19 protein-coding genes and 1 pseudogene are annotated in these 22,111 nt (G+C 69.5%); 9 read left to right on the forward strand and 11 right to left on the reverse strand.

The features are described 5' to 3' along the window. Positions 1 to 56: 56 nt before the first annotated feature. Positions 57 to 290, forward strand: a pseudogene (locus FPZ41_RS50195) (alpha-1,2-mannosidase); the annotation flags it as partial. A gap of 149 nt (positions 291 to 439) precedes the next feature. Further along, the gene (locus FPZ41_RS48150; protein WP_228022677.1) at positions 440 to 937 is read left to right on the forward strand and encodes a hypothetical protein; all 498 of its coding nucleotides are present in this window, start codon (positions 440 to 442) and stop codon (positions 935 to 937) included. A gap of 15 nt (positions 938 to 952) precedes the next feature. Here the strand turns inward: FPZ41_RS48150 and FPZ41_RS11035 are convergent, their stop codons facing one another. Continuing rightward, the gene (locus tag FPZ41_RS11035) at positions 953 to 4,621 is read right to left on the reverse strand and encodes a family 78 glycoside hydrolase catalytic domain (RefSeq protein WP_228022674.1); all 3,669 of its coding nucleotides are present in this window, start codon (positions 4,619 to 4,621) and stop codon (positions 953 to 955) included. A gap of 229 nt (positions 4,622 to 4,850) precedes the next feature. Here FPZ41_RS11035 and FPZ41_RS11040 point away from each other — a divergent pair, with 229 nt between their 5' ends. Continuing rightward, positions 4,851 to 5,459, forward strand: coding sequence for a TetR/AcrR family transcriptional regulator (locus tag FPZ41_RS11040; RefSeq protein ID WP_322620081.1), 609 nt, complete (start codon positions 4,851 to 4,853; stop codon positions 5,457 to 5,459). A gap of 94 nt (positions 5,460 to 5,553) precedes the next feature. On the opposite strand, the gene aspA is transcribed toward FPZ41_RS11040, so the two are convergent. From aspA to FPZ41_RS11085, 9 genes are all read right to left on the reverse strand, one after another. Then, positions 5,554 to 6,969, reverse strand: coding sequence for an aspartate ammonia-lyase (aspA, locus tag FPZ41_RS11045; RefSeq protein ID WP_152861519.1), 1,416 nt, complete (start codon positions 6,967 to 6,969; stop codon positions 5,554 to 5,556). Positions 6,970 to 7,071: 102 nt separating this feature from the next. Beyond that, positions 7,072 to 8,151, reverse strand: coding sequence for an asparaginase (locus FPZ41_RS11050; RefSeq protein ID WP_322620082.1), 1,080 nt, complete (start codon positions 8,149 to 8,151; stop codon positions 7,072 to 7,074). Continuing rightward, positions 8,148 to 9,584: an amino acid permease gene (locus tag FPZ41_RS11055; RefSeq protein ID WP_322620083.1), complete on the reverse strand. Its 1,437-nt coding sequence runs from the start codon at positions 9,582 to 9,584 to the stop codon at positions 8,148 to 8,150. The genes FPZ41_RS11050 and FPZ41_RS11055 overlap by 4 nt, the downstream gene beginning before the upstream one ends. Next, a complete protein-coding gene (locus tag FPZ41_RS11060; protein WP_152861562.1) occupies positions 9,581 to 10,258 on the reverse strand; it encodes a FadR/GntR family transcriptional regulator in 678 nt (225 codons plus the stop codon). The genes FPZ41_RS11055 and FPZ41_RS11060 overlap by 4 nt, the downstream gene beginning before the upstream one ends. A gap of 133 nt (positions 10,259 to 10,391) precedes the next feature. Next, the gene (locus FPZ41_RS11065) at positions 10,392 to 11,225 is read right to left on the reverse strand and encodes an undecaprenyl-diphosphate phosphatase (protein WP_152861521.1); all 834 of its coding nucleotides are present in this window, start codon (positions 11,223 to 11,225) and stop codon (positions 10,392 to 10,394) included. 110 nt (positions 11,226 to 11,335) lie between these two features. Then, positions 11,336 to 11,749, reverse strand: coding sequence for a DUF190 domain-containing protein (locus FPZ41_RS11070; RefSeq protein ID WP_152861524.1), 414 nt, complete (start codon positions 11,747 to 11,749; stop codon positions 11,336 to 11,338). Then, complete coding sequence (gene crcB / locus FPZ41_RS11075; protein ID WP_322620084.1) at positions 11,746 to 12,225, reverse strand: fluoride efflux transporter CrcB; 480 nt, start codon at positions 12,223 to 12,225, stop codon at positions 11,746 to 11,748. The genes FPZ41_RS11070 and crcB overlap by 4 nt, the downstream gene beginning before the upstream one ends. Positions 12,226 to 12,366: 141 nt before the next feature. Further along, positions 12,367 to 13,935 (reverse strand): glycoside hydrolase family 53 protein, encoded by a 1,569-nt coding sequence (locus tag FPZ41_RS11080; protein WP_152861526.1) that lies wholly within the window; start codon positions 13,933 to 13,935, stop codon positions 12,367 to 12,369. A gap of 69 nt (positions 13,936 to 14,004) precedes the next feature. Then, the gene (locus FPZ41_RS11085; RefSeq protein WP_152861528.1) at positions 14,005 to 16,026 is read right to left on the reverse strand and encodes a beta-galactosidase; all 2,022 of its coding nucleotides are present in this window, start codon (positions 16,024 to 16,026) and stop codon (positions 14,005 to 14,007) included. Between the two features lie 186 nt (positions 16,027 to 16,212). Here FPZ41_RS11085 and FPZ41_RS48155 point away from each other — a divergent pair, with 186 nt between their 5' ends. The 6 genes from FPZ41_RS48155 to FPZ41_RS11115 all read left to right on the forward strand — a co-directional run bounded on the left by FPZ41_RS48155 (position 16,213) and on the right by FPZ41_RS11115 (position 21,381). Further along, positions 16,213 to 17,532: an ABC transporter substrate-binding protein gene (locus tag FPZ41_RS48155; RefSeq protein WP_152861530.1), complete on the forward strand. Its 1,320-nt coding sequence runs from the start codon at positions 16,213 to 16,215 to the stop codon at positions 17,530 to 17,532. Continuing rightward, positions 17,529 to 18,503, forward strand: a complete 975-nt coding sequence (locus FPZ41_RS11095; RefSeq protein ID WP_322620085.1) for a carbohydrate ABC transporter permease — start codon at positions 17,529 to 17,531, stop codon at positions 18,501 to 18,503. Before FPZ41_RS48155 ends, FPZ41_RS11095 begins: the two co-directional genes overlap by 4 nt. Continuing rightward, positions 18,500 to 19,405, forward strand: coding sequence for a carbohydrate ABC transporter permease (locus FPZ41_RS11100; protein WP_152861534.1), 906 nt, complete (start codon positions 18,500 to 18,502; stop codon positions 19,403 to 19,405). The genes FPZ41_RS11095 and FPZ41_RS11100 overlap by 4 nt, the downstream gene beginning before the upstream one ends. Further along, on the forward strand, positions 19,402 to 20,433 hold the full coding sequence (locus FPZ41_RS11105; RefSeq protein ID WP_152861536.1) for a LacI family DNA-binding transcriptional regulator: 1,032 nt from the start codon (positions 19,402 to 19,404) through the stop codon (positions 20,431 to 20,433). The genes FPZ41_RS11100 and FPZ41_RS11105 overlap by 4 nt, the downstream gene beginning before the upstream one ends. A 129-nt stretch (positions 20,434 to 20,562) precedes the next feature. Further along, positions 20,563 to 20,913 (forward strand): VOC family protein, encoded by a 351-nt coding sequence (locus tag FPZ41_RS11110; protein ID WP_152861538.1) that lies wholly within the window; start codon positions 20,563 to 20,565, stop codon positions 20,911 to 20,913. A 75-nt stretch (positions 20,914 to 20,988) separates the two neighbouring features. Then, entirely contained in the window at positions 20,989 to 21,381 is a 393-nt protein-coding gene (locus FPZ41_RS11115; RefSeq protein WP_152861540.1) for a MarR family winged helix-turn-helix transcriptional regulator, read from the forward strand. 135 nt (positions 21,382 to 21,516) lie between these two features. Here the strand turns inward: FPZ41_RS11115 and FPZ41_RS11120 are convergent, their stop codons facing one another. Further along, the gene (locus tag FPZ41_RS11120; protein ID WP_152861542.1) at positions 21,517 to 21,936 is read right to left on the reverse strand and encodes an SseB family protein; all 420 of its coding nucleotides are present in this window, start codon (positions 21,934 to 21,936) and stop codon (positions 21,517 to 21,519) included. Between the last annotated feature and the right edge of the window lie 175 nt (positions 21,937 to 22,111).

The following is a 22,111-nucleotide window of genomic DNA, read 5'->3' on the forward strand; positions in this document are numbered from 1 at the left end:
GCTCAGCCGGCGAGGGGAGGACGGCGCGGAGTCGGCCCATCAGCTTCCAGTCGAGCATGTCGGACTTCTACGGCTGCCACCGCGCGGGCGACGATACGTCGTACGAGTACCGCGGCCGCCGCGTCGCCGGACAGGACTGTCCGAAGAGTGTCGAGAACTCCCCCCACCTGCACCGCTTCCGCACCGAGGAGGGATGGGGCGGCGGCTGGCACCCCTCCCACGATCTCCGGTTGATGGTGGACGACGGCGGAGCGCCGGCGGAGCGGGTGGCGTGGCGCGATCAGCAGGGCAACTCCGGGGTGGCCGTCCTGCGGTCCGCGTCGACCGGCGTCGAGGTGACCGGCGTCGTGGCGAGCGACGAGTTCAGTGCGGCGGGCGAGACGGCCGACAAACTCCTGGACGAATCCCCGGAGAAGTGGCTGGCCTGCCACGACACCGCATGGGTCGACTTCACTCTCGCCCGCCCGACCGTGATCACCTCGTACTCCCTGATGTCGGCGAACGACTTCCCCGGCCGCGACCCCCGCAACTGGACGCTCCACGGCTCCCACGACCGCAGCCACTGGACTCCCCTGGACTCCCGCACGGGCGAGACCTTCGCCGGCCGTTTCCAGACCAGGAAGTTCTCCCTGGGCGTCAACACCACGGCCTACCGCCACTACCGCCTCGACATCACCCGCAACGGCGACGCGACCGAGGTCCAACTCGCTTACGTCCGGTCCGTTGTGCCGGAGTCCCCGCCGACCAGGCCTTCACGGGCTACTACCAGCGCTTCAACGAGGGCCCGATCGGCTACCGCGGCACGGCCCTCGCCGCACCCCCGCCTCCCGCTTTCCCCGCGCCCCGGCTGGCCGCCGACCTCGAAGCGGCCGCCGAAAGCCTGGCCGCCACCGCCCAGACCCTGTCGGACCTGGCCGCCCAACTCCGCGACCACTGACCTCCGGCGCTCACATCAGGCGTTGAAGCGGTAGGCCCCCTGCCGGGCCCGGTAGATCCGGTAGGGGGCTCCGCCGGAGGTGTCGTCGCGGACGAAGTCGACTCCTCGGGGAGCGGTGACCGGCTTGTTCTGGGTGGGGACCCAGATCTCGGCCTCCGTGTTGTACGGGATGGTGACCGCGATGTAGATCCTGCCGTCCTGCCGACGCCGCCATTCGGACGACACCCTGCCGCGGACGGTGTCGATCGAGGCGCTGACATGGTCGAGAGTCGCGGGCGTCAGCTCGGTGTCCTCGGTGCTCTCCGGGACGCGGCTGTTGACCGCGGCCGAGGGGATGCGGGGGCGGATGCGCAGCGTCTCGTAGGCGGTCGAGGTCGGTCTGATGCCGGCCAGGCTCTGGTAGAACCAGGTGGCCACGTTGGAGCGGTAGTGGTGGTTCACCGAGAGCCGGTCGGTCCACTGTTCCCACAGCGAGGTGGCGCCCTTGGCGATCTGGTCGACGTAGCCGGGTACGCCGGTCTGTGTGACGGCCCCCAGCGCGATGTCCGTGTAGCCGTGCTCGCTGAGGATGTTGACCTCGTAGCGTGAGCCGTACATGTCGTTCTGGATGTGGTGGTCCGCGGCCACGATGCGGTCGGCGAGGAGCTTCGCCAGGGCCTTCTCGTTCTCCGCTACCGTCCTGGTGCCGGCCAGGTGGCGGGGGTCGTCGGGGCTGAGGTCCGAGCCGGGGACCAGGTCGAAGGCGATGGCCATGGCGTTCTCGCTGGAGATGCTGCCCTGGGTGAAGTGGCCCTGCGCGGCGTCCCAGTAGTTGGCGATGAACGCCCTGCGCAGGGTGCGCGCCAGCTTCGCGTAGTGGGCGGCGCGTTCGGTGCGGCCGAGCCTGCGGCCCACCTCGTCCATGTAGTCGCAGAAGTGGATGTAGAAGGCGAGGCTGATGACGGCGTTGCTGCCGGGACTCTCGGCGCCCGAGTAGGCGCCGAGGGACGCCTCGAACTTGTAATCGTTCTCGGCGGTGAACAGGGTCTCGTAGTACTTCAGGAGCGTGTCCTGGTGGTCGTACAGCTCGGCGAACAGGCTGCTGTTGCCGTAGTAGGTGTACAGCTCCCTCGGGATGACGAAGTACGCGGAGTCCCAGGCCGGCACCGCCTTCCATGCGGCGTTCCACCCGGGGGTGTGGTCGTAGCCGTATCCGCCCTTGGCGACGGGCACGATCATGGGCAGCTGGCCGGTGGAGACCTGGGTGTCGGGGAAGTGGCGCAGGTAGGTGGTGAGGACGGCGTTGACGTCCCAGGTGAGGGACTCCGACTCGGAGCTGGCCATGGCGTCGCCGGTCCAGCCGTTCTTCTCCCGTGACGGAGTGTCGGTGGGCTTCTGCACCAGGTTGTTCTGCTCGGCCCACTCGAGGTTGCGCTGTAGCCGGTTGATCAGGGCGTTGTCCGTGGTGAAGGTGCCGGTGCGGGCGAAGCCGGTGCGAGCGACGTCGACGGTCAGCACGTCGGCGTCCCGCTTCAGGTCAGGGGCGCGCCCGAGGACGGCATCGAGGTTCATGACCTCCAGGTAGCGGAAGCCGAAGTGGCTGAACTGCTGTTCCCAGGTCTGCGTCGACCGCCTGCTGAGGGTGTAGTAGTGCGTCTGGAGGTTGGCGTCGTGCTGGAAGTTCTCCTCCTCGACGGAGAGCGGGGAGCCGGCCGTGCCGTCGCCGGTGCTGATCCGGTTGCCGCCGCGGATCCGCAGAGTGAGGCCCTCCTTGCCGGGGCGTACGCCGGTGAGCGCGAGCCGGACGAAGCCCGTCACGATCTGGCCGTAGTCGAGGACCCAGACGCCCGAGCCCGGCGCCGTCTCCGTGACCGAGACCGGGCGCAGTGTCTGGCTGACCAGCACCGGCTCCGCCTCGTGGGCCCGCAGGCCCGCGGGCTTGAAGCCCTCGGGAACCGTCGTGGCGGGGAGCGTGCCGTGGTGCTTCGGCGAGGGGCCGGCACAACTGCCGGGCGGGATCAGTACGGTGGCCGGGCGCCAGTCGCGTCCGGTCCGGTAGCCGACCGAGCGCCAGTCCCCCAGTTCGTCCGCCCGCCGGGCGTCGTACTTCTCTCCCGAGTACACGGAGTCGAAGGTCGTGGGCCCGTCCGCGAAAAGCCAGTCCTCGTCCGTGACGAGTGTGGTGGCGGAACCGTCGGCGTAGGTCACGACGAGCTTCGCCCGCAGGCGGGGCTGCCCGGCATAGGGCGCGAGCTGCCAGTACCACTCCTGGGGCGTCGTCACGCCGTACCAGCCACGACCGAGCTCCGCGGCGACGACGTTCTCCCGGCCGGCCCTGAGCAGGACGGTCACGTCGAAGGTGTCGTACAGCACCGTCCGGTCGTAGGTGCTCTGGTCGGTGAGCAGCCGGGGCACGTTGGACCGGTCGCCGGCCGCGCGTTTGCCGTCGACGGTGATCGGGTCGCCGTTGACGGTGAACGTGACGTTGCCGGCGGCGCTCAGGTGGAGGCGTGCCTTGGCGATGCGGCGGCCTCGGGGCAGCGTGAACGCGCGGCGCAGCACCGGTGCGGGGTTGGCGATGGGCAGCACGGTGGTCTTGGCGGGAATGTAGGGGTTCTTGGGCGGGAAGGTCAGGCCGGAGAGGGTGCCGATGCCGTTCTCGAACGGGTTGGCGCCCGTGGTGAGATCGGCGGAGAAGTCGGGGGCGCCGGTGCCGGTCACCTTGACGCCGCGCACGGTGGCCGAGGTGCCGCCGCCGAACCCGAAGCTTCCGTGGCGGCGGATCTGGTCTCCGGTGAGCGTGCGGCTGTCGACCTCGACGCCGTTGACGGAGGTGGTCACGGTGAGCCCGCGGGCCGTGACCACCACGGTGTGGTCGCGGGTGGCCCAGGTGTCCTTGGTCAACCCGGTCGCGGCGGAGAGGGGGACGATGCCGACCGGGACGCTGCGGGTGCCCGCGGCGGTGGGGTTGGTCTCGCTCTGCGGGTCGTAGTGGTTGACGCCCCAGTCGGGCTCCGAGGTGCCGTCGTCCACCCAGGTGTTGCCGGCGTAGTGGCTGGTCTTCATGACCAGCTGCATGTCGTCGCCGCTCTGCCGGACGGTCCAGTTGAGCCCCTCGCCCCAGGTCTTGCCGATGGGTTCGGCGCGCAGGAGCAGGGACAGCCCTCCGGCGGCGTCGGGACCGCCGCGGAAGACAACGGTCGCGCTGAGGTCCTTCCAGTCGTGGTCCTGTGCCTCACGGCCGCCGACCCACCGCGCCCCCGACCAGTCCTGCTCGCCCTTCAGCAGACCGGTCTCCCATATCGCGGGCCCGCTCCAGGAGCCGGCTACACCCTTGTCGTCCCAGGTGCGCACTCGCCAGAAGTAGGCCTGCTCGGACCCCAGCGCGCCGCCGCCGTAGGCCACCTCGGTGCTGTTCGAACTCGCCACCCTGCCGCTGCGCCAGACGTCCGCCTTGCCGGGCCCGGTGCCGACCTGGATCTCGTACGCGGTCTGCCTGGCCACCGGAGACACCCAGCCGAACGCGGGCGCCGTCTCCGTGCCCAGGGGCTCGATCCGGGAGTTGACCCGCAGGTTCACGGGTGCGGAGCTGTGCCTGCCGGATGCTGCCGGACTCGCCGCCACGGCGTTCGGCGCGGCGGCGAGCGGGAGGGAGGCCCCGGCTGCCGCCGCCGTCATGATGCCGAGCATGTGTCGGCGGTTCAACGCACTTCTGTTCTCCTCGGCCATGGCTCAGTTCCCTTGCGATCGCTGGAGATTGAAACGATTCAATACCTTCCAAGTGGAAAGCTTACGAACAGGCCGGGCCGGAGCACAATGGTCTGGGAGTTCACGGCAGGCAAACCCCCATCGCCTGGTAAGTTTCGGCGCCCAGTTGCCCCGTTACTGCGCAGGACCGTCCCGGACCGGCTTTGTCGAGGAGAGTGAGCGCACCGTGGGTCAGGCAGGAGCGCGGGGGCCGTACGCCAGGACACCGGCTCGCAAAGCCGAGATCGTACGGGCGGCGCGCGACAGTTTCGCCGAGAACGGCTACGCCAAGGCATCCCTGCGCGACATCGCGGAACGGGCCGGCATCACCCACGCCGGCCTCCTGCATCACTTCCGCAGCAAGGACGAACTGCTCGCCGAGGTGCTCGCCCGACGCGACGCCGAGGAATGGCAGCAGGGTGTGGCAGAGGTCGACAGCCCGGACCAGCTCGCGCCCTACCTCGGCGAGCTCATCCGCCACCACCAGAAGGCGCCCGAGCTGATGCGCCTGTGGATCGAGCTCGCCGCCGCGGCCTCACGGTCGGATCATCCCGCGCACGCCTACTTCGTCGAACGGTACGAACGCGGGCGGGCGCAGTTCGCCGACGGACTTCAGGTCGACACGGACCGCGACAGGCTGCGCGGGGACATCAGCCCCGAGAGCGCCGCCATCCTCTTCCACGCAGTGCTGGGCGGGCTCCAGCTGCAGTGGGTACTCGACCAGGACCTCGACATCGTCGGGCCCGTGACCGACTTCGTACACCTGCTCTTCGACCGCGACCACGCAGGCGAGTGAGCGGGTCACCGCCCGACCCGGCGCCGTGGCGTACGGCGTGGGGGAGGGCTGCCGCCACTCCCCCACGCCGTTTCGTCATCGACCGCGCCGGGTCTCAGATCGTCTGCGGCGCCCCGTTGCCCGCGACGACCTCCGGCCGGAGCAGGGCCTGGAGCCGCTCGGCGGGCAACAGGCCCTTCTCCAGGACCAGTTCGGCGACGCCGCGGCCCGTGGCGAGGGCTTCCTTGGCGATGTCGGTGGCGGCCGTGTAGCCGATGTGCGGGTTGAGGGCGGTGACCAGGCCGATGGAGTTCTCCACAGCGGCGCGCAGCTCCTCCGTGTTGGCGGTGATGCCGTCGACGCATCGCTCGGCGAGCGTCAGGCAGGCCGCCCGCAGGTGGGTGATGCTCTCCGAGAGCGAGTGGAGGATGATCGGCTCGAAGGCGTTGAGCTGAAGCTGTCCGGCCTCCGCGGCCATGGTGATGGTGACGTCGTTGCCGATCACTTCGAAGGCGACCTGGTTGACGACCTCGGGGATCACCGGGTTGACCTTGCCCGGCATGATGCTCGAACCCGCCTGCACGGGAGGCAGGTTGATCTCGTTCAGGCCCGCGCGCGGCCCGGACGACAACAGGCGCAGGTCGTTGCAGCTCTTCGAGAGCTTGACGGCGATGCGCTTCAGCACACCCGACATCTGCACGAAGGCGCCGCAGTCCTGGGTCGCCTCGACCAGGTTGGCCGCGGTCACCAGCGGCAGCCCGGTGATCTCGGCGAGGTGGCGGCGGGCCGACTCGGCGTATCCGGCGGGGGCGTTGAGGCCGGTGCCGATGGCCGTGGCGCCCAGGTTGATCTCGTGGATCAGCTCCACGGCCTCGGCGAGCCGGCTGCGGTCCTCGTCCAGCATCACCGCGTACGCCGAGAACTCCTGTCCCAGCGTCATCGGCACCGCGTCCTGGAGCTGTGTGCGCCCCATCTTCAGCACGTCACGAAACTCGACGGCCTTGCGGGCGAAGGAGTCCTGGAGGACCGTCATCGCCTTCAGCAGCTCGCGCACCGCGAAGACCGTCGCGATCTTCACCGCGGTCGGGTAGACGTCGTTGGTCGACTGCCCGAGGTTGACGTCCTCATTGGGGTGGAGGTGCTCGTACTGGCCCTTCCGTCGGCCCAGCAGCTCCAGCGCCCGGTTCGCGACGACCTCGTTGGCGTTCATGTTCGTCGACGTGCCGGCGCCGCCCTGGATCACGTCGACGACGAACTGGTCGTGCAGCTTGCCGTCACGGATCTCCTGGCAGGCCGCGACGATGGCGGAGGCCTTCTCGGAGTCCAGCAGGCCGAGTTCCTCGTTGGCGCGGGCGGCGGCCTCCTTGACCGCTGCGAGGGCGTCGATCAGGTGCGGGTAGGCGGAGATCGGCGTTCCCGTGATGGGGAAGTTCTCCGTGGCGCGCAGGGTGTGGACACCCCAGTGGGCGTCGGCGGGTATGTCCCGGTCGCCGAGCAGGTCGTGTTCGCTGCGGTGGGTCGCGGCGCTCATGGCTGTGCGGGCCTTCTTTCGTACGGCAGTACGGGGATGGGCGGGTGCGGGTGTGCGGGAGTACGGGTCGCGGGATGCGGGAGTGCGGGTTGCGGGAAACGGTCAGGCGTGGCTCGTCAGGTCTGCGTGGGGCGTGAGGGGATCCAGGGCGCGGGTCGGCCTGACGTGCCCGACCACCGCCCCGCCGCCGAGCAGCGGTGCGCCGGCGAACTCGTCGAGCGTCGCCGGGTCGATGCCCGCGCGGACGAGCGCGGCCGCGGCGACTGGTACGCGGGCCCGGTCGGCGCCGTCGGCGATCTTGACGGCGACGGCACGGCCGTCCGGCAGCGCCGCGACCTGGACTCCCTCGAAGCCGTCCTTGGTCAGCAGCCCGGGCACGGCCCGCATCATGGCGGCGACGTCGCGCCCGGAACCGGACGCCATCTCGGCGTGCTCGCGCATCGCGTCGGCCACCTGCCGCTCGGGGGTGCCCACGGCCGCGGTGGTGATCCGGGCCGCGGCGCGCGCGAGCCCGTGCAGCGAGATGGAGAACAGGGGCGCGCCGCAACCGTCCACCGTCACTTCGGCGATGCCCTGCCCTGTGAGGTCCTCGACGATCTCGGCGATGGCCTGCTGGAGCGGGTGCCGCGGGTCGAGGTAGTCGTCGAGGGACCAGCCGTTGAGCTTGGCGGTGCAGAGCATGGCCGCGTGCTTGCCGGAGCAGTTCTGCGCGAGCCGCGACGGCAGCCGGCCCTCGCGCAGCCAGGACTCGCGGACGGCCGGGTCGTACGGCAGGTCGGGCACGTTGAGGAGGTGGTCCTCGCTGAGCCCGGCCAGTTCCAGGATCCGCCGCGTGCCCTCCAGGTGCCGTTCCTCGCCGGAGTGGCTGGCCGCCGCCAGCGAGAGCAGCGCGCCGTCGAGCGGCAGCCCGGCCCGCAGCATGGCCACGGCCTGCACGGGCTTGAGCGCCGAGCGAGGGTAGAAGGCCGCCTCGATGTCACCTATCTGGAGCTCGACGCTGCCGTCGGCGGCCATGACGATCACCGAGCCGAAGTGGATGCCCTCGATGACGCCACCCCGTACAAGGTGGGCGACGGGGGCGTGCAGGGGCTCCCGGATCGCGGGAGCCGCGGCCACCGGCGACGAAGGGGTCGCCCGGACACCGGAGGCCGCTGAATTGCCGTACGTCACTGCTTGAATCACGCATCCGCTCCGCTAGAACGGCGGGCGACCCGGGACTTTATCCCGAACCACCCGGCCACCAACGCCCCCACGATCAGCGGGAGGCACAGCACCGTCGTACGGCCCGCGCCGCCGTCGGCGTACATCAGGACGAGGACCGAGGCGAGGAAGAACAGCGTCACGAGCTCGGTCCACGGAGAACCCGGGAGCTGGTAACCCGGTCGGGACAGCTCGCCGTTCTGGGTCTTCCGCCAGAACAGCAGGTGACAGATCATGATCATGCCCCAGGTGGCGAGGATGCCGATCGCGGCGAAGTTCAGCACGATCTCGAAGGCCTCGGCCGGGACCACGAAGTTCAGCCCGACGCCCAGCACACAGATACCGCTGGTGAGCAGGATGCCGCCGTACGGGACCTGGCTGCGGCTCATCACGCCGGTGAACTTCGGCGCCGAACCGGACATCGCCATGGAGCGCAGGATGCGACCGGTGGAGTACAGGCCCGAGTTGAGCGACGACATGGCCGCGGTCAGCACGACCAGGTTCATGATGCCGCCGGCCGCCGGGATGCCGATGTTGGAGAGCACGGTGACGAAGGGGCTCTCGCCCGCCTTGTACGAGGACCAGGGCAGCAGCATCGACAGCAGCACCACGGAGCCGACGTAGAACAGGCCCACACGCCACATGATCGAGTTGATCGCCTTCGGCATGATCTTCTCGGGGTTCTCGGTCTCACCGGCCGCGACACCGACCAGTTCGACGGAGGCGTACGCGAAGACGACGCCCTGGATGATCAGCAGCATCGGCAGCATGCCGTTGGGGAAGACACCGCCGTTGTCGGTGATCAGGGACGGGCCGGGGACGGTGTCGCCGACCTGGTGCTGGGTGACCAGCAGGAAGATGCCGATACACATGAAGAGGACGAGCGCGCCGACCTTGATGATCGCGAACCAGAACTCCAGTTCGCCGAAGATCTTCACCGAGATGAGGTTCACGGTCAGCACCACCGCGAGCGCGATGAGCGCGATCACCCACTGCGGGATGTCGGAGAACATGCCCCAGTAGTGGGTGTAGGTGGCCACCGCGGTGATGTCGGCTATGCCGGTGGTGGCCCAGTTGAGGAAGTACATCCAGCCCGCGGTGTACGCGCCCTTCTCACCCATGAACTCGCGGGCATAGGACACGAAGGCGCCGGACGACGGCCGGTACAGGACGAGTTCGCCGAGGGCGCGGACGACCAGGAAGGCGAAGATGCCGCAGACCGCGTAGGCGATGAACAGGGACGGGCCCGCGTCGGCGAGGCGGCCGCCGGCGCCGAGGAAGAGGCCGGTGCCGATCGCGCCGCCAATGGCGATCATGTTGACATGCCGGGACTTCAGGGACTTGCTGTAGCCCGCGTCGCCGGCGTCGACGTGCGCGGCCGGTTTCTGTACGGCTTCGTGGAGTGACTCGCTCACGCCTCGGGTCCGCCTTCCGTGGAACTGTCCGTGCGTGGGGGACGCACGATGTCGGTGAGGGTGCTTTCGACGCGGTCGAGGTGGTGGGACATGGCCTCCACCGCGTCGTGTTCGGAACCGTCGACCAGCGCCTCGACGATGGCCCGGTGCTCACGGTTGGACTGCTCGCGGCGACCGCCGAGTTCGTTGAGGAAGGCCGACTGGCGGGCCAGCGCGTCCCGGATCTCCTCTATGACCCGGCGGAACACCGGGTTCTGCGCGGCCTCGGCGATGGCCAGATGGAACAGCGTGTCCATCGCGACCCACGCGGTCGTGTCGGTCTCCCGCTCCATCCGCTCCAGCAGATGGGCCAGGTGGTCCAGGTTCTCCGGGCCCCGGCGCAGCGCCGCGTATCCGGCGACCGGGATCTCCACGTGCCGGCGCACCTCCAGCAGGTCGCTCGCCGTGAAGTCGCCGAAGGTGGGGTCCTCGACGGAGCTTGCGATCACGAAGGTGCCCTTGCCGGTGCGGGACTGGGTCAGTCCCATCGCCTGCAGGGCCCGCAGCGCCTCGCGCAGGACCGGACGGCTCACGTCGAGCCGTCGGCACAGCTCCGCCTCGGAGGGGAGCTTGTCGCCGATGGCGTACTCGCCGCGCTCTATGGCGCCGCGGAGGTGGATGAGCACCGCTTCCATGGCGCTGATGCGCCGGGGTGCCGAGCCACCTGTCTGGCTGTCTGACAGGTTCACGGGGGTGATCCTGAGGGTGACGCAAGGGTGCTGTCAAGGGGCGGCGACCCGGGCTCCGCCCCTCCGCCCTCCCCCTTGATCAACTGAGCACGCCCGTGCCCAGCAACCCGAACAGCAGCAGACCGATCGCGATCCGATAGATCACGAACGCGTTGAAGGAGTGGTTGGCCACGAACTTCAGCAGCCAGGCGATCGAGGCGTACGCGACCGCGAACGACACGATGGTGCCGACGACGAGCGGGGCGGCGCCCACGCCCGTACCCAGGGCGTCCTTCAGCTCGTACAGACCGGCACCCGTCAGGGCCGGGATTCCGAGGAAGAAGGAGAGCCTGGTGGCCGCGACGCGGTCCAGGTCGAGCATCAGCGCGGTCGACATGGTGGCACCGGAGCGGGAGAAGCCGGGAAAGAGCAGCGCGAGAATCTGCGAGCTGCCCACCAGCATGGCGTCCTTGAACGAGGTGTCGTCCTCGCCCCGCTTGTGCCGCCCCATCTGGTCCGCCGCCCACATCACCGCGCTGCCGACGATCAGCGAGGCGGCCACCACCCAGAGGGAGGCGAGCGGACCTTGGATGAGCGGTTTCGCGGCGAGCCCCACGACGACGATAGGGATGGTCGCCGCGATCACCCACCAGGCGAACCGGTAGTCGTGGTGGTACCGCTCCTCCCGGTTGGTCAGGCCCCGGAACCAGGCGGAGACGATGCGCGCGATGTCCTTGCGGAAGTAGACGAGCACGGCGGCGATGGCACCGACCTGAATGACCGCTGAGAACCCGACCACCGCGTGGTCGTCGACGGGGATACCCATGAACCCCTCGACGATCTTGAGGTGCCCCGTCGAGGACACCGGCAGGAACTCGGTCACCCCCTCGACGACTCCGAGGATGACGGCTTGACCTAGGGAGATGGCGCTCATGTGATCCAGTTCCGGTGGGCGTCGGGTGGGCGCGGACAGTCCTACCACGACGAGGTAAGGAACCAGGGCAAACCGGTTACGGTTCACCTCGTAGGGTTCACAACGACCTCTTACCCTCCGCGGCCCGTTCCGCCGGACTCGCCTTCCCGGCCGGCGGTGAGGTTGCCCCCGATCGGACGAGGCTGGGACCGGGGGATGACGACCTCGCACTCGTCGAGGAGCACGAGCCCCTCGGTGACGAGCCCGTCCAGCTCCGGCAGGAAGGCGCGTACCCGGTCCTCCTCGTCCACGACGACGACGGCGACGGGCAGGTCCTCGCTCAGCGAGAGCAGCCGCGAGGTGTGGACGATCGAGGAGGCGCCGAAGCCCTCGATGCCCCGGAACACGCTCGCGCCCGCCATGCCGGCCGCGTGGGCCCGGTGGACGATCTCGCTGTACAGCGGCTTGTGGTGCCAGGTGTCGTGCTCGCCGACGAGGACGGTCAGCCGCAGGGCACGACCCGTGAGCCGGGTGGAGCGCGTCATCTCTGCCTCACCGCCAGGATGCGCCGCGCCACCGCCACCGCGAGCCACACCGAGGCGAGGGCCGAGAGGAGCGTGGCGGCGAGATAGGCGAGGCCGGTGCCGGGACGACCCGCGCCGACCAGCCGTTCGATCTCGACGGCGTACGTCGAGAAGGTGGTGAAGCCGCCGAGCACCCCGGTGCCGAAGAAGGGGCGCACCAGCCGGTGGGCCGCCCACACGTCGGTGATCACGACCATGAAGACACCGATCACGGCGCACCCGACGATGTTCACCCAGAACGTCGTCCAGGGAAAGCCGCCGGTCGGTGTGGGCCACAGCAGCGACGCACCGTACCGAGCCGCGGCGCCGATGCCGCCGCCGAGCGCGACCACGGCCACCACGGGCGCCTGGCCGTGCCGGAGGGGCGGCCGTCGGGCGGGGACGACGAGGTCGGCGGCGTCGGGGACGCCGAGCCCGTCGGGGTGCGGAACTGTCACATGACTCAGCGTGCCACGTCGGGCGGCTCGCGCACCGCGGCCGCTCCCCAGGGTCAGTCGCCCGTCGGCCGGCTTCCAGCGGGCCCCCGCGCGGCAGGGCCCGGCCGCCCACGGCGACCGGGCCCGCGTCACGGACTTGGCTCAGCGGTGGCTGAACCACGCCATCGCCGGAAGCGGCCTGTCGTCGTAGCCGAACAGGGCCTGGTTCTCCCAGCCGTTTCCGGACGAGGGGTCCGCCGGGTCCCAGCCGTTGCCGGTGACCGCGGTCCAGGTGGACTCCCAGTAGAAGACGCCGAGGCCGCGGCCGTTCGGCACGGCCTCAACGATGCTCGCCACGTCCTTCATCCACTGGGTCTGCCCGGCCGTCGAGGCCGGGTAGCCGGACACGAGCTCACCGGTGGTGTCGATGATGTTCTCGTGCGCGTCGTCGCTGTCCAGCCGGAACGGGTAGGCGGTCTCGGCGAGGAAGACCGGCTTGCCGTAGCGGGAGGCCGCGTCGTCGAGGGTGGTCTGGAAGTCGGACAGCGTGCCGTGCCAGTAGCCGTAGTAGGACAGGCCGATGACGTCGAACCTGACCCCGCCCGCGACCGCGTTGTCGAACCACCAGCGGGTGCCCGACAGGTCGCCGCCCTTGGCGAGGTGCAGCGCCACGGTCGTGCCGGAGTTGACCGCCTTGACCGCGTCGTAGCCGGAGTTGAGGAGTCCGGCGAGCTGCGGCCAGTTGTCCGTGGAGCCCTCGTTCCACAGCATGCCGCCGTTGATCTCGTTGCCGACCTGCACCATGTCGGCCGTGGTGCCCTGCGCCTTCAGCGCGTTCAGGACGTCGTACGTGTGGTGGTAGACGTCGGTCTTCAACTGGCTGTACGAGTGTCCGGCCCACGCGGACGGCTTGGACTGCGCGCCCGGGTCGGCCCAGGTGTCCGAGTAGTGGAAGTCGACCAGCAGCTTCATGCCCTGTGCCTTGACGCGCTTGGCGATGGCGAGGACGCGCGTCTTGTTGTTGTAGCCGTCGGCGGGGTTCACCCACACCTTGAGGCGGGCGTAGTTCTGCCCTGCGGACCTGAGGATGGCCAGGGCGTCCCCGGTCGCACCCGAACTGTTCTTGTAGACGCCTCCCTTGGCCTCGCTCTTGACGAGTGACGACACGTCAGACCCCTTGATGGACAGGCCGGTCGAGCCCGAGGTGAAGGTCAGGTCGTCGATGTTGATCCAGTTGCCCGCGCCCGCGTCGGAGGTGACGCCGATCGTGCACTGGTTGTTCGTCACCGCGACGGAGGTGACGATCCGGACCCAGCCGTTGGACGAGACGGGGATGTCGGTGCGCTGCTCGGAACTCCCGCAGTTCTTCAGCGCGATGTACGCCTCCTTCTGGCCGCCGCCGGAGCGCACCCAGGCGGTGAGCTTGTAGTTCCCGTTGGTCAGTCCGGACAGGTACTGGTACGTCTCCACCTTGTAGGCGGAGGACGACCAGTGGGTCAGGCGGTAACTGCCGCCGTGACCACCGGACTCGGTGAAGGAGGCGGAGTTCTGACCGGCCGCCGAGTACGTCGACCAGCCGGCCGGGGTCGCGGTGCCCGTGCCGTCGGACTCGAAGCCGCCGTTGGTGAGGGTGCTCGCGGCATGGGCGGTCTGGGCGGGCAGGGCGGTGAGGGCGAGCCCGGCGGTGAGGGGCAGCAGCAGGGTCCGCAGTATGCGTCTGGGATGGAACATCGTTGTCCGTCGTCCCTTCGACGTGGGGTGGGATGAATACTCCGGTGCGGTCCGGAACCGACAGCGGGCTCAGCCGTCGAGTCGTACGACCCGTACGACTCCCGCGGGCACCGCCAGGCGCCCGGCGGCACGTTCACCCGTCAGCAGCTCGGTCCCGTGCGCGTCCAACGGCACCTTGACGTCCGAGGAGCCGTGGTTGATCGCGAACAGATAGGTGCCGGACTCCCCCGCCCGCCGCACCACCTCGACATCCCGCGGCAGATCGGCGCGCGGCGCCATGCCGGCGTCGTCCAGGGCCCAGCCCAGCAGCGCGTCCAGCCCCTGGGTGTCGAGGCGGGTCGACACGTACCAGGCCGATCCCTCGCCCAGACGGTGCCGGGTCACCGCGGGGTGGCCCTCAGCCGGGCCATCGGCGTACGTCCACACGGTCTCGGCGTCGCCCGGCACCACGAACTCGGTCCACACGTCCCCCGTGAGCTCGGAGCCGTCGGGCCCGACGACACGGACGCTCTCGCCTGGCAGCAGCGGCGAGAACTCCTCGACGGTCAGGCCGAGAACGTCCCTCAGGGCACCGGGGTACGGGCCCTCGTGCACGGCGTCGTGCTCGTCGACGATGCCGGAGAAGTACGAGACGACGAGGGTGCCGCCGTTCTCGACGTACGCGCGGACGTTGTTCCCGGCGGCCTCCGTCATCAGGTAGAGCGCGGGAACGACGACAAGGGGATACGCCGACAAGTCGGCTTCCGGGTGGGCGAAGTCGACGGTGAGGTGACGGTCGTAGAGGGCCTCGTAGAAGGCGTCGGCGCGCTCACGGGCGTCGTGGTCCTCGCTGGGACGCCACGCCAGGTTCTGCGCCCACCAGGAGTGCCAGTCCCAGAGGACCGCCACGTCGGCCCGGGTGCGGGTGCCGCGGATCGAGCTCAACGAGTCGAGGGACGCGCCGAGTTCGACGACCTCGCGCCACACCCGCGACTCGGTGCCCGCGTGCGGCACCATCGCCGAGTGGAACTTCTCGGCGCCGCGCCGGGACTGCCGCCACTGGAAGAACAGGGCGCCCTCGGAGCCGCGCGCCACATGGGCGAGGGAGTTGCGGGCCATCTGACCGGGGGTCTTGGCCGGGTTGCGGGGCTGCCAGTTGACGCCGGACGTGGAGTGCTCCAGCAACAGCCAGGGCGCGCCGCCCGCGACGGAGCGGGTGAGGTCGGCGGCCATGGCGAGGTTGACATGGGTACGGCGGCCGTCGGTGATCAGGTAGTGGTCGTTGGTGACGAGGTCGACCTCGCGGCCCCAGGCCCAGTAGTCGACGGAGTCGCACTGGCTGAGCGCGGTCATGAAGTTGGTGGTGACCGGGATGCCGGGGGCGAGGCGGTGCAGGATGTCCCGCTCCGCGCGGAAGTTCTCCCGCATGGTGGCGTCGGCGAACCGCTTGTAGTCCAGGGCCTGGCCGGGGTTGCCGACGGTGGGGGCCACCCGGGGCGGGTTGATCTGCTCGAAGTCCGTGTAGCGCTGGCCCCAGAAGGCGGTGCCCCAGGCCTCGTTGACCGCGTCGACCGTCTCGTACACGGCCGCCAGCCAGCGGCGGAAGTGCACGGCGCAGGTGCCGCAGTAACAGGCCGAGACGGGAACGCCGTACTCGTTGTGCACGTGCCACAGGGCGAGGGCGGGGTGGTCGGCGTACCTCTCGGCCAGCTTGGTGGTGATGTTCGCGGCGGCGGCCCGGTAGTCGGCGTTGCTGTGGCAGATGGCGCCGCGCGAGCCGAACTCGTACCGGGTGCCGTCGGCGGACACGGGCAGTGCCTCGGGGTGCGCGCGGTAGAACCAGACGGGCGGCACGACGGTCGGTGTGCCGAGGTCGGCTCGTATGCCGTTCTCGTACAGCAGATCCAGCAGACGGTCGAGCCAGGCGAAGTCGTACGCGCCGGGTGAGGGCTCCAACAGTGCCCAGGAGAAGATCCCGACGCTCACCATGGTGACGCCCGCCTCGCGCATCAGCCGGACGTCCTCGTGCCAGACGCCTTCCGGCCACTGCTCGGGGTTGTAGTCCCCGCCGAAGGCAAGCCTGGTGAGGCCCTTGGGGGCGGTCTCCGGCATCGAAGTCTCCCGTTTAATCGATCATTTGGGAACGTGCACACACGGCATCTGGCGGCGCTGGCCATACATAACCGCACAGAAACAACCATTGACAAGTGTCCTGAGTGTTTCTCTACTGTGAACGCTCACATACGCAGGGCAGGTCCTCGCCGAGGGCGAGGGCCCCAGGCCAGGGGAGAACGATCCATGCCCAACACGAAGCAACGCCGCTTTGTGGCCACTGCCGTCGCCGTGGCCCTCGGTGCCACGACGCTCGCCGCCTGCGGTGGGTCCGACGACGACAGCGAGGCCCCGTCCGGACCCGCGAACCTGACGTACTGGACCTGGACGCCAGGCATGGACAAGGTCGTGGACCTGTGGAACAAGGGTCCCGGCAAGGAGCAGGAGATCACCGTCACGGTCAAGAAGCAGGCCTCGGGCGACACCCTCGTCACCAAGATCCTCACCGCGCACAAGGCGGGCAAGGGCCCCGACCTGGTGCAGGCCGAGTACCAGGCACTGCCGACCCTGGTGAGCAATGACGCGGTCGCCGACATCTCGGGCGACGCCAAGGCGGCGAAGAGCAAGTTCGCCGAAGGGGTCTGGCAGCAGACGACGCTGGGCACGGACGCGGTGTACGCGATACCGCAGGACATCGGGCCGATGATGTTCTACTACCGCGAGGACCTGTTCGAGGAGTACGGCCTGACGGTGCCGACGACCTGGGACGAGTTCGCCGAGACGGCTCGCGCGCTGAAGCAGAAGGCGCCGGACGTGGATCTGACCACCTTCTCCGCCAACGACTCCGGCCTCTTCGCGGGCCTCGCCCAGCAGGCGGGCGCCCAGTGGTGGACCACCGAGGGCGACAAGTGGAAAGTGGGCATCGACGACGCGGCCAGCCAGAAGGTGGCCGACTTCTGGGGCGGTCTCGTCAAGGAGGGCGCCATCGACAACCAGCCGATGTACACGCCGGCCTGGAACAAGGCTCTCAACACCGGTCGGCAGATCGCCTGGTTGAGCGCGGTCTGGGCGCCCGGCACGCTGACCACCGCCGCGCCGGACACCAAGGGCAAGTGGAGGATGGCGCCGCTGCCGCAGTGGTCGAAGGGCGAGGACGTGACCGGAAGTTGGGGTGGCTCCTCGACCGCCGTCACCACGGACTCCCGGCACAGGGCGGCAGCCGCGAGGTTCGCCGCCTGGCTGAACACGGACCGGGACGCGCTGACCGCGCTGGCGAAGGAGGGCGGCATCTACCCCGCTTCCACCAGCGCACAGCTCAGTGACGCGTTCGCCGAGCCGCCGGCCTTCTTCTCGAACCAGACGGATTTCTACGCCGGCGCCGCCGAGATAGCGAAGACCACGGCTCCCTCCGCATGGGGCCCGAACGTGAACGTCGCGTACACCACCTTCAAGGACGCGTTCGGCGCCGCCGCCAAGAGCAGGTCCGACTTCGGTGCGGCCCTGGCGACGATGCAGGACGACACGGTCGCCGATCTGAAGAAGCAGGGCTTCGAGGTAGCGGAGTGACGAGTGCACACCGGACGTCGTACGGGGCCAAGGGGGCCCCGTACGCCCGCCGCTCCCCCGCCACCACCGTCGAACGAGCGCGAAGCGCCCCCTTCTTCTTCCTCCTCCCCGCGGCAGTCCTGTTCGCCCTCTTCTTCGCGCTGCCCATCGGCTACGCGGTCTGGCTCAGCCTCCACAAGATCGAGGTCAAGGGCCTGGGCCTGGGCTCGGGTGCGCGGAGCGAGGTCTGGGCCGGTCTGGCGAACTACGCCGACGCCCTGACGGACTCCGAGTTCGTGGGCGGCGCGCTGCGTGTGCTGGGCTACGGCGCCATCGTGATTCCGGTGATGCTCGGACTGGCGCTGGTCCTCGCGCTGATGCTGGACAGCGAGAAGGTCCGGCTCGCTCCCTTCACCCGGCTCGCGATCTTCCTGCCGTACGCCGTCCCGGGTGTCGTGGCGGCCCTGCTGTGGGGCTTCCTCTACCTGCCGGACGTCAGCCCCTTCTACTTCGTGCTCGACAGGCTCGGGCTGCCGCAACCGGACCTGCTGGACGGCGGCGGGCTGTACGCGGCGCTGTCGAACATCGCGGTGTGGGGCGGCACCGGCTTCAACATGATCGTCATCTACACCTCGCTGCAGACGATCCCGGCCGAGGTGTACGAGGCGGCGAAGCTGGACGGCGCGACCCCGCTGCAGATCGCGCTGCGGATCAAGATCCCGATGGTGGCGCCGTCGCTGGTGCTGACCTTCTTCTTCTCGATCATCGCGACGCTCCAGGTGTTCAGTGAGCCCACCACCCTGAAGCCCCTCACCAACTCCGTCTCCACGACGTGGAGTCCGCTGATGAAGGTGTACCAGGACGCCTTCGGCAAGGGCGACATCCACACGGCCGCCGCGGGCGCCGTGATCATCGCCGTGGCCACGCTGGTCCTGTCCTTCGGTTTTCTGCGGGCCGCGGGCTCCCGTTCCCGGCAGGAGGAAGCACGATGAGTTCCCCTTCCGTCGTCAAGGCCGGTCCGGTGGTGGGCATCGCGCCCGGCGCCACCCAGGGCCCGCCGCGGAGCCGCCGTGTCGGGCTCACTCCGACGCTGGCGCTGCTGCTGGGCGCGGTCTACTGTCTGCTGCCCGTGGCCTGGGTGGTGATCGCGGCCACCAAGTCCGGCAGCGAACTGTTCTCCACGTTCACCTTCCTGCCGGGCACCGGCCTCGCGGACAACCTGTCCGGCCTGAGCGCCTACCGCGACGGCATCTACTGGCGGTGGATGGGCAACTCCGCCCTGTACGCGGGCCTGGGCGCCCTGCTGTCCACGGCCGTCTCCGCGATCAGCGGCTACGCGCTGGCGATCTACCGCTTCCGGGGCCGCGAGACCGTCTTCAACATCCTGCTGGCGGGCGTGCTGATGCCTCCGGTGATCCTCGCCATCCCCCAGTACCTGCTGCTGGCCCGGGTGGATCTGGCGGACACCTACTGGTCCGTGCTGCTGCCGCTGGTGCTGTCGCCGTACGGCGTGTACCTGTCCCGGATCTACGCGGCCGCCGCCGTGCCCCGTGACGTGGTCGAGGCGGGGCGCATGGACGGGGCGGGCGAGTGGCGGATCTTCACACGGATCGCCCTGCCGATGATGGTGCCGGGCCTGGTGACCGTGTTCCTGTTCCAGTTCGTGGCGGTGTGGAACAACTTCCTGCTGCCGTACATCATGCTCAGCGACGACGAGAAGTTCCCGATCACGCTGGGTCTGTTCACCCTCCTCGAACAGGGCTCCAACACTCCGGCCCTCTACACCCTGGTGATCACGGGCGCGCTGCTCGCGGTGCTCCCCCTGATCGCGCTCTTCCTGGTCATCCAGCGCTTCTGGAGCCTCGATCTGCTGTCCGGAGCCGTAAAGTCATGACCATGAGCAACACCGCGGGACGGCGCAAACCGCCGACCATCCACGACGTGGCGCGCGTGGCGGGGGTCTCCCGGGGCACCGTGTCACGCGTACTCAACGGCGGCCACTACGTCAGCCCGGCGGCACAGGAAGCGGTCAACGCGGCGATCCGCAAGACCGGTTACGTGGTGAACCGGCACGCCCGCTCACTGATCACGGGTCGCTCCGACTCGATCGGCTTCCTGCTGACCGAACCCCAGGAGAAGCTGTTCGAGGACCCCAACTTCAATGTCCTGCTGCGCGGTTGCACCCAGGCGTTGGCCGCGCACGACATCCCCCTGCTGCTGATGCTGGCCGGTACGGAGGACGAACGGCGCCGCATCACCCGGTACATCACGGCGGGCCACGTCGACGGCGTGCTGCTGGTGTCCAGCCACTCCGGTGACCCGGTCGCCGAGGAACTGCGCGAGGCGGGGGTGCCTCTCGTCCAGTGCGGCAAGCCGATGGGGCTGGGCTCCAAGGTGAGTTACGTGGCGGCGGACGACCGGGACGGCGCCCGGGACATGGTCCGCCATCTACTGTCGCTGGGCCGCCGCCGCATCGGTGTCGTTACCGGTCCGCTGGACACGCCGGGCGGTGTGGAGCGCCTCGCCGGGTACAAGGAGGTGCTCACGGACGGGGGCGTCGAGATCGACGAGCGGCTCGTCGTCACCGGCGACTACAGCCGGGCCAGCGGTGCGGCCGGCGCGGAGCGGCTGCTGGAGCGGGCGCCGGACATGGACGCCGTGTTCGTCGCCTCGGACCTGATGGCGCAGGGCGTCCTGTCCGCGCTGCGCCGGGCGGGCCGCAGGGTTCCGGAGGACGTGTCCGTGGGTGGCTTCGACGACTCCCCCGCGGCGACGGAGTCCGCTCCCGCCCTCACGACGATCCGCCAGCCCTGGGACCGGATCAGCAGCGAGATGGTGCGGGTCCTGCTGGCACAGATCGGCGGCGACGACCCCGCGGCGGTGATCCTGCCGACGGTACTGGTGCGCCGGGACTCGGCCTGAGGGCCCCCGGCCTCCCGCGTGTGGGCGAAGACCGATCAGGATCGAAGGAGCGGGCCCCGCTCCCCCGTCCTAGCGTGGGACTGCCGACGGAATCCCGTCGGTGCGACAGGACCATGCGAGGAGTACGCCATGACCCGCGGTCTCACCACCATCATCTATCCCGTCAAGGACCTCGACCGGGCAAAGGCGCTGTTCAGCGAGTTGCTCGGCACGCCCTACGCGGACTCGGCCTACTACGTCGGCTTCAGGGACGCCGGACAGGAGGTCGGCCTGGACCCGCACGGGCACTCCAGGGGCATGACGGGACCGGTGCCGTACTGGCACGTCTCCGACATCAGGTCCACCCTGGCGGCCCTCCTCGCTGCCGGGGCCGAGATCCTGCACGACGTGCGCGACGTGGGCGGCGGCAGGCTGATCGCCTCGGTGAAGGACACGGACGGGAACCTGATCGGGCTGATGCAGCAGGCTCCCGCGGAGTGACGTCCGGGAGAAGAACGTTGCACCCGCACTAGTTGCACAATCAACAAGTGTTCACATGTCTGTTACCGTGCAGGTATGGCAGCGAACATGGCCGACGCCCGGCTCGAGGACGAGTGGCGGGACATCCTGTCGGTGCACGCGCGCACGATGTGCGAGATCGACCGCGCACTGCATCCGCACGGCCTCGGCGCCAGCGACTTCGAAGTCCTCGACATCCTCGCCTCGGGCACGGTCGCACACAAGGGTGAGCAGTGCCGTGTCCAGAACATCGCCGACCGGGTCCACCTCAGCCAGAGCGCACTGTCCCGCCTCATCGGCCGTCTGGAGAAGGACGGCCTGGTGGAGCGCTCCGTCTGCCAGGAGGACCGGCGTGGAGTGTGGGTCGTCCTCACCCAGAAGGGCCGTGACCTGCACGCCGAGGTCCTGCCCCTGCAACGGGCCGCCCTGTCCCGCATGTTGCGGGGCTAGGCCCGTTCGTCAAACTCCCTCCCCCACTGCCTTAAGGGCGTGGGAGGTACCCCCAGCCCCGCTGCGCCATGCACGCACTCCTCGATCCCGGCAAGGCCCTCTGAGAGGGCCAGGCCGGGTGGTGCGCTGGGTTCCTCAGCTCTGTGGCCTCGCCAGCAGCGTGCGTACGCCCTCGGAGTCGAGGGTCAGCCCGTGCGGCGAGCTGGCGTCTATGGTCAGCGACAGGTCCGCGTCCGGCCACTGCGAGGCGAGGGCCCCGAGGGGCACCAGGCGGTAGCGCGAGACGAACGGCAGCAGATCGGCCATCTCCATTTCCGAGGTGAACACGGGTACGACCTGTTCTCCGCCCGACTGCTCCAGCACCGGAAGTGCCACCACGGTCGGGTCGGAGGCGTCCTCCTCGCTGGCGTCGTCCGGTACGGGAACCAGCACGTCCGACTCGGCCAGCGTGTCGAACGCGCCCCTGTCCCCGGTGTTCAGGGCGAGCACGGTGAGCGCCTCCTGCGCCGGTGTCACGGCCTGGGGCGCGGTGTTGTCGTTCGAGGGTGTGTCCATGGCAGATCCCCGGGTAGTGGCGGGCGGGCGACCCAGGACGCCTTCCGTCCCGGGCGCAACGCCCGTCGCGTACCCGGCCAGGACCCGGGCAATCCTGTGCGATGGACCAGGGTTCGCTGTGGATCAGCAGAGATCAGCAGCTCATGAGGCCAGGAGGCAAGGGTTGGGGGTCGGG

Origin of the sequence: Streptomyces acidicola (assembly GCF_009377235.1) — a bacterium.
GTDB classification, from domain to species: domain Bacteria; phylum Actinomycetota; class Actinomycetes; order Streptomycetales; family Streptomycetaceae; genus Streptomyces; species Streptomyces acidicola.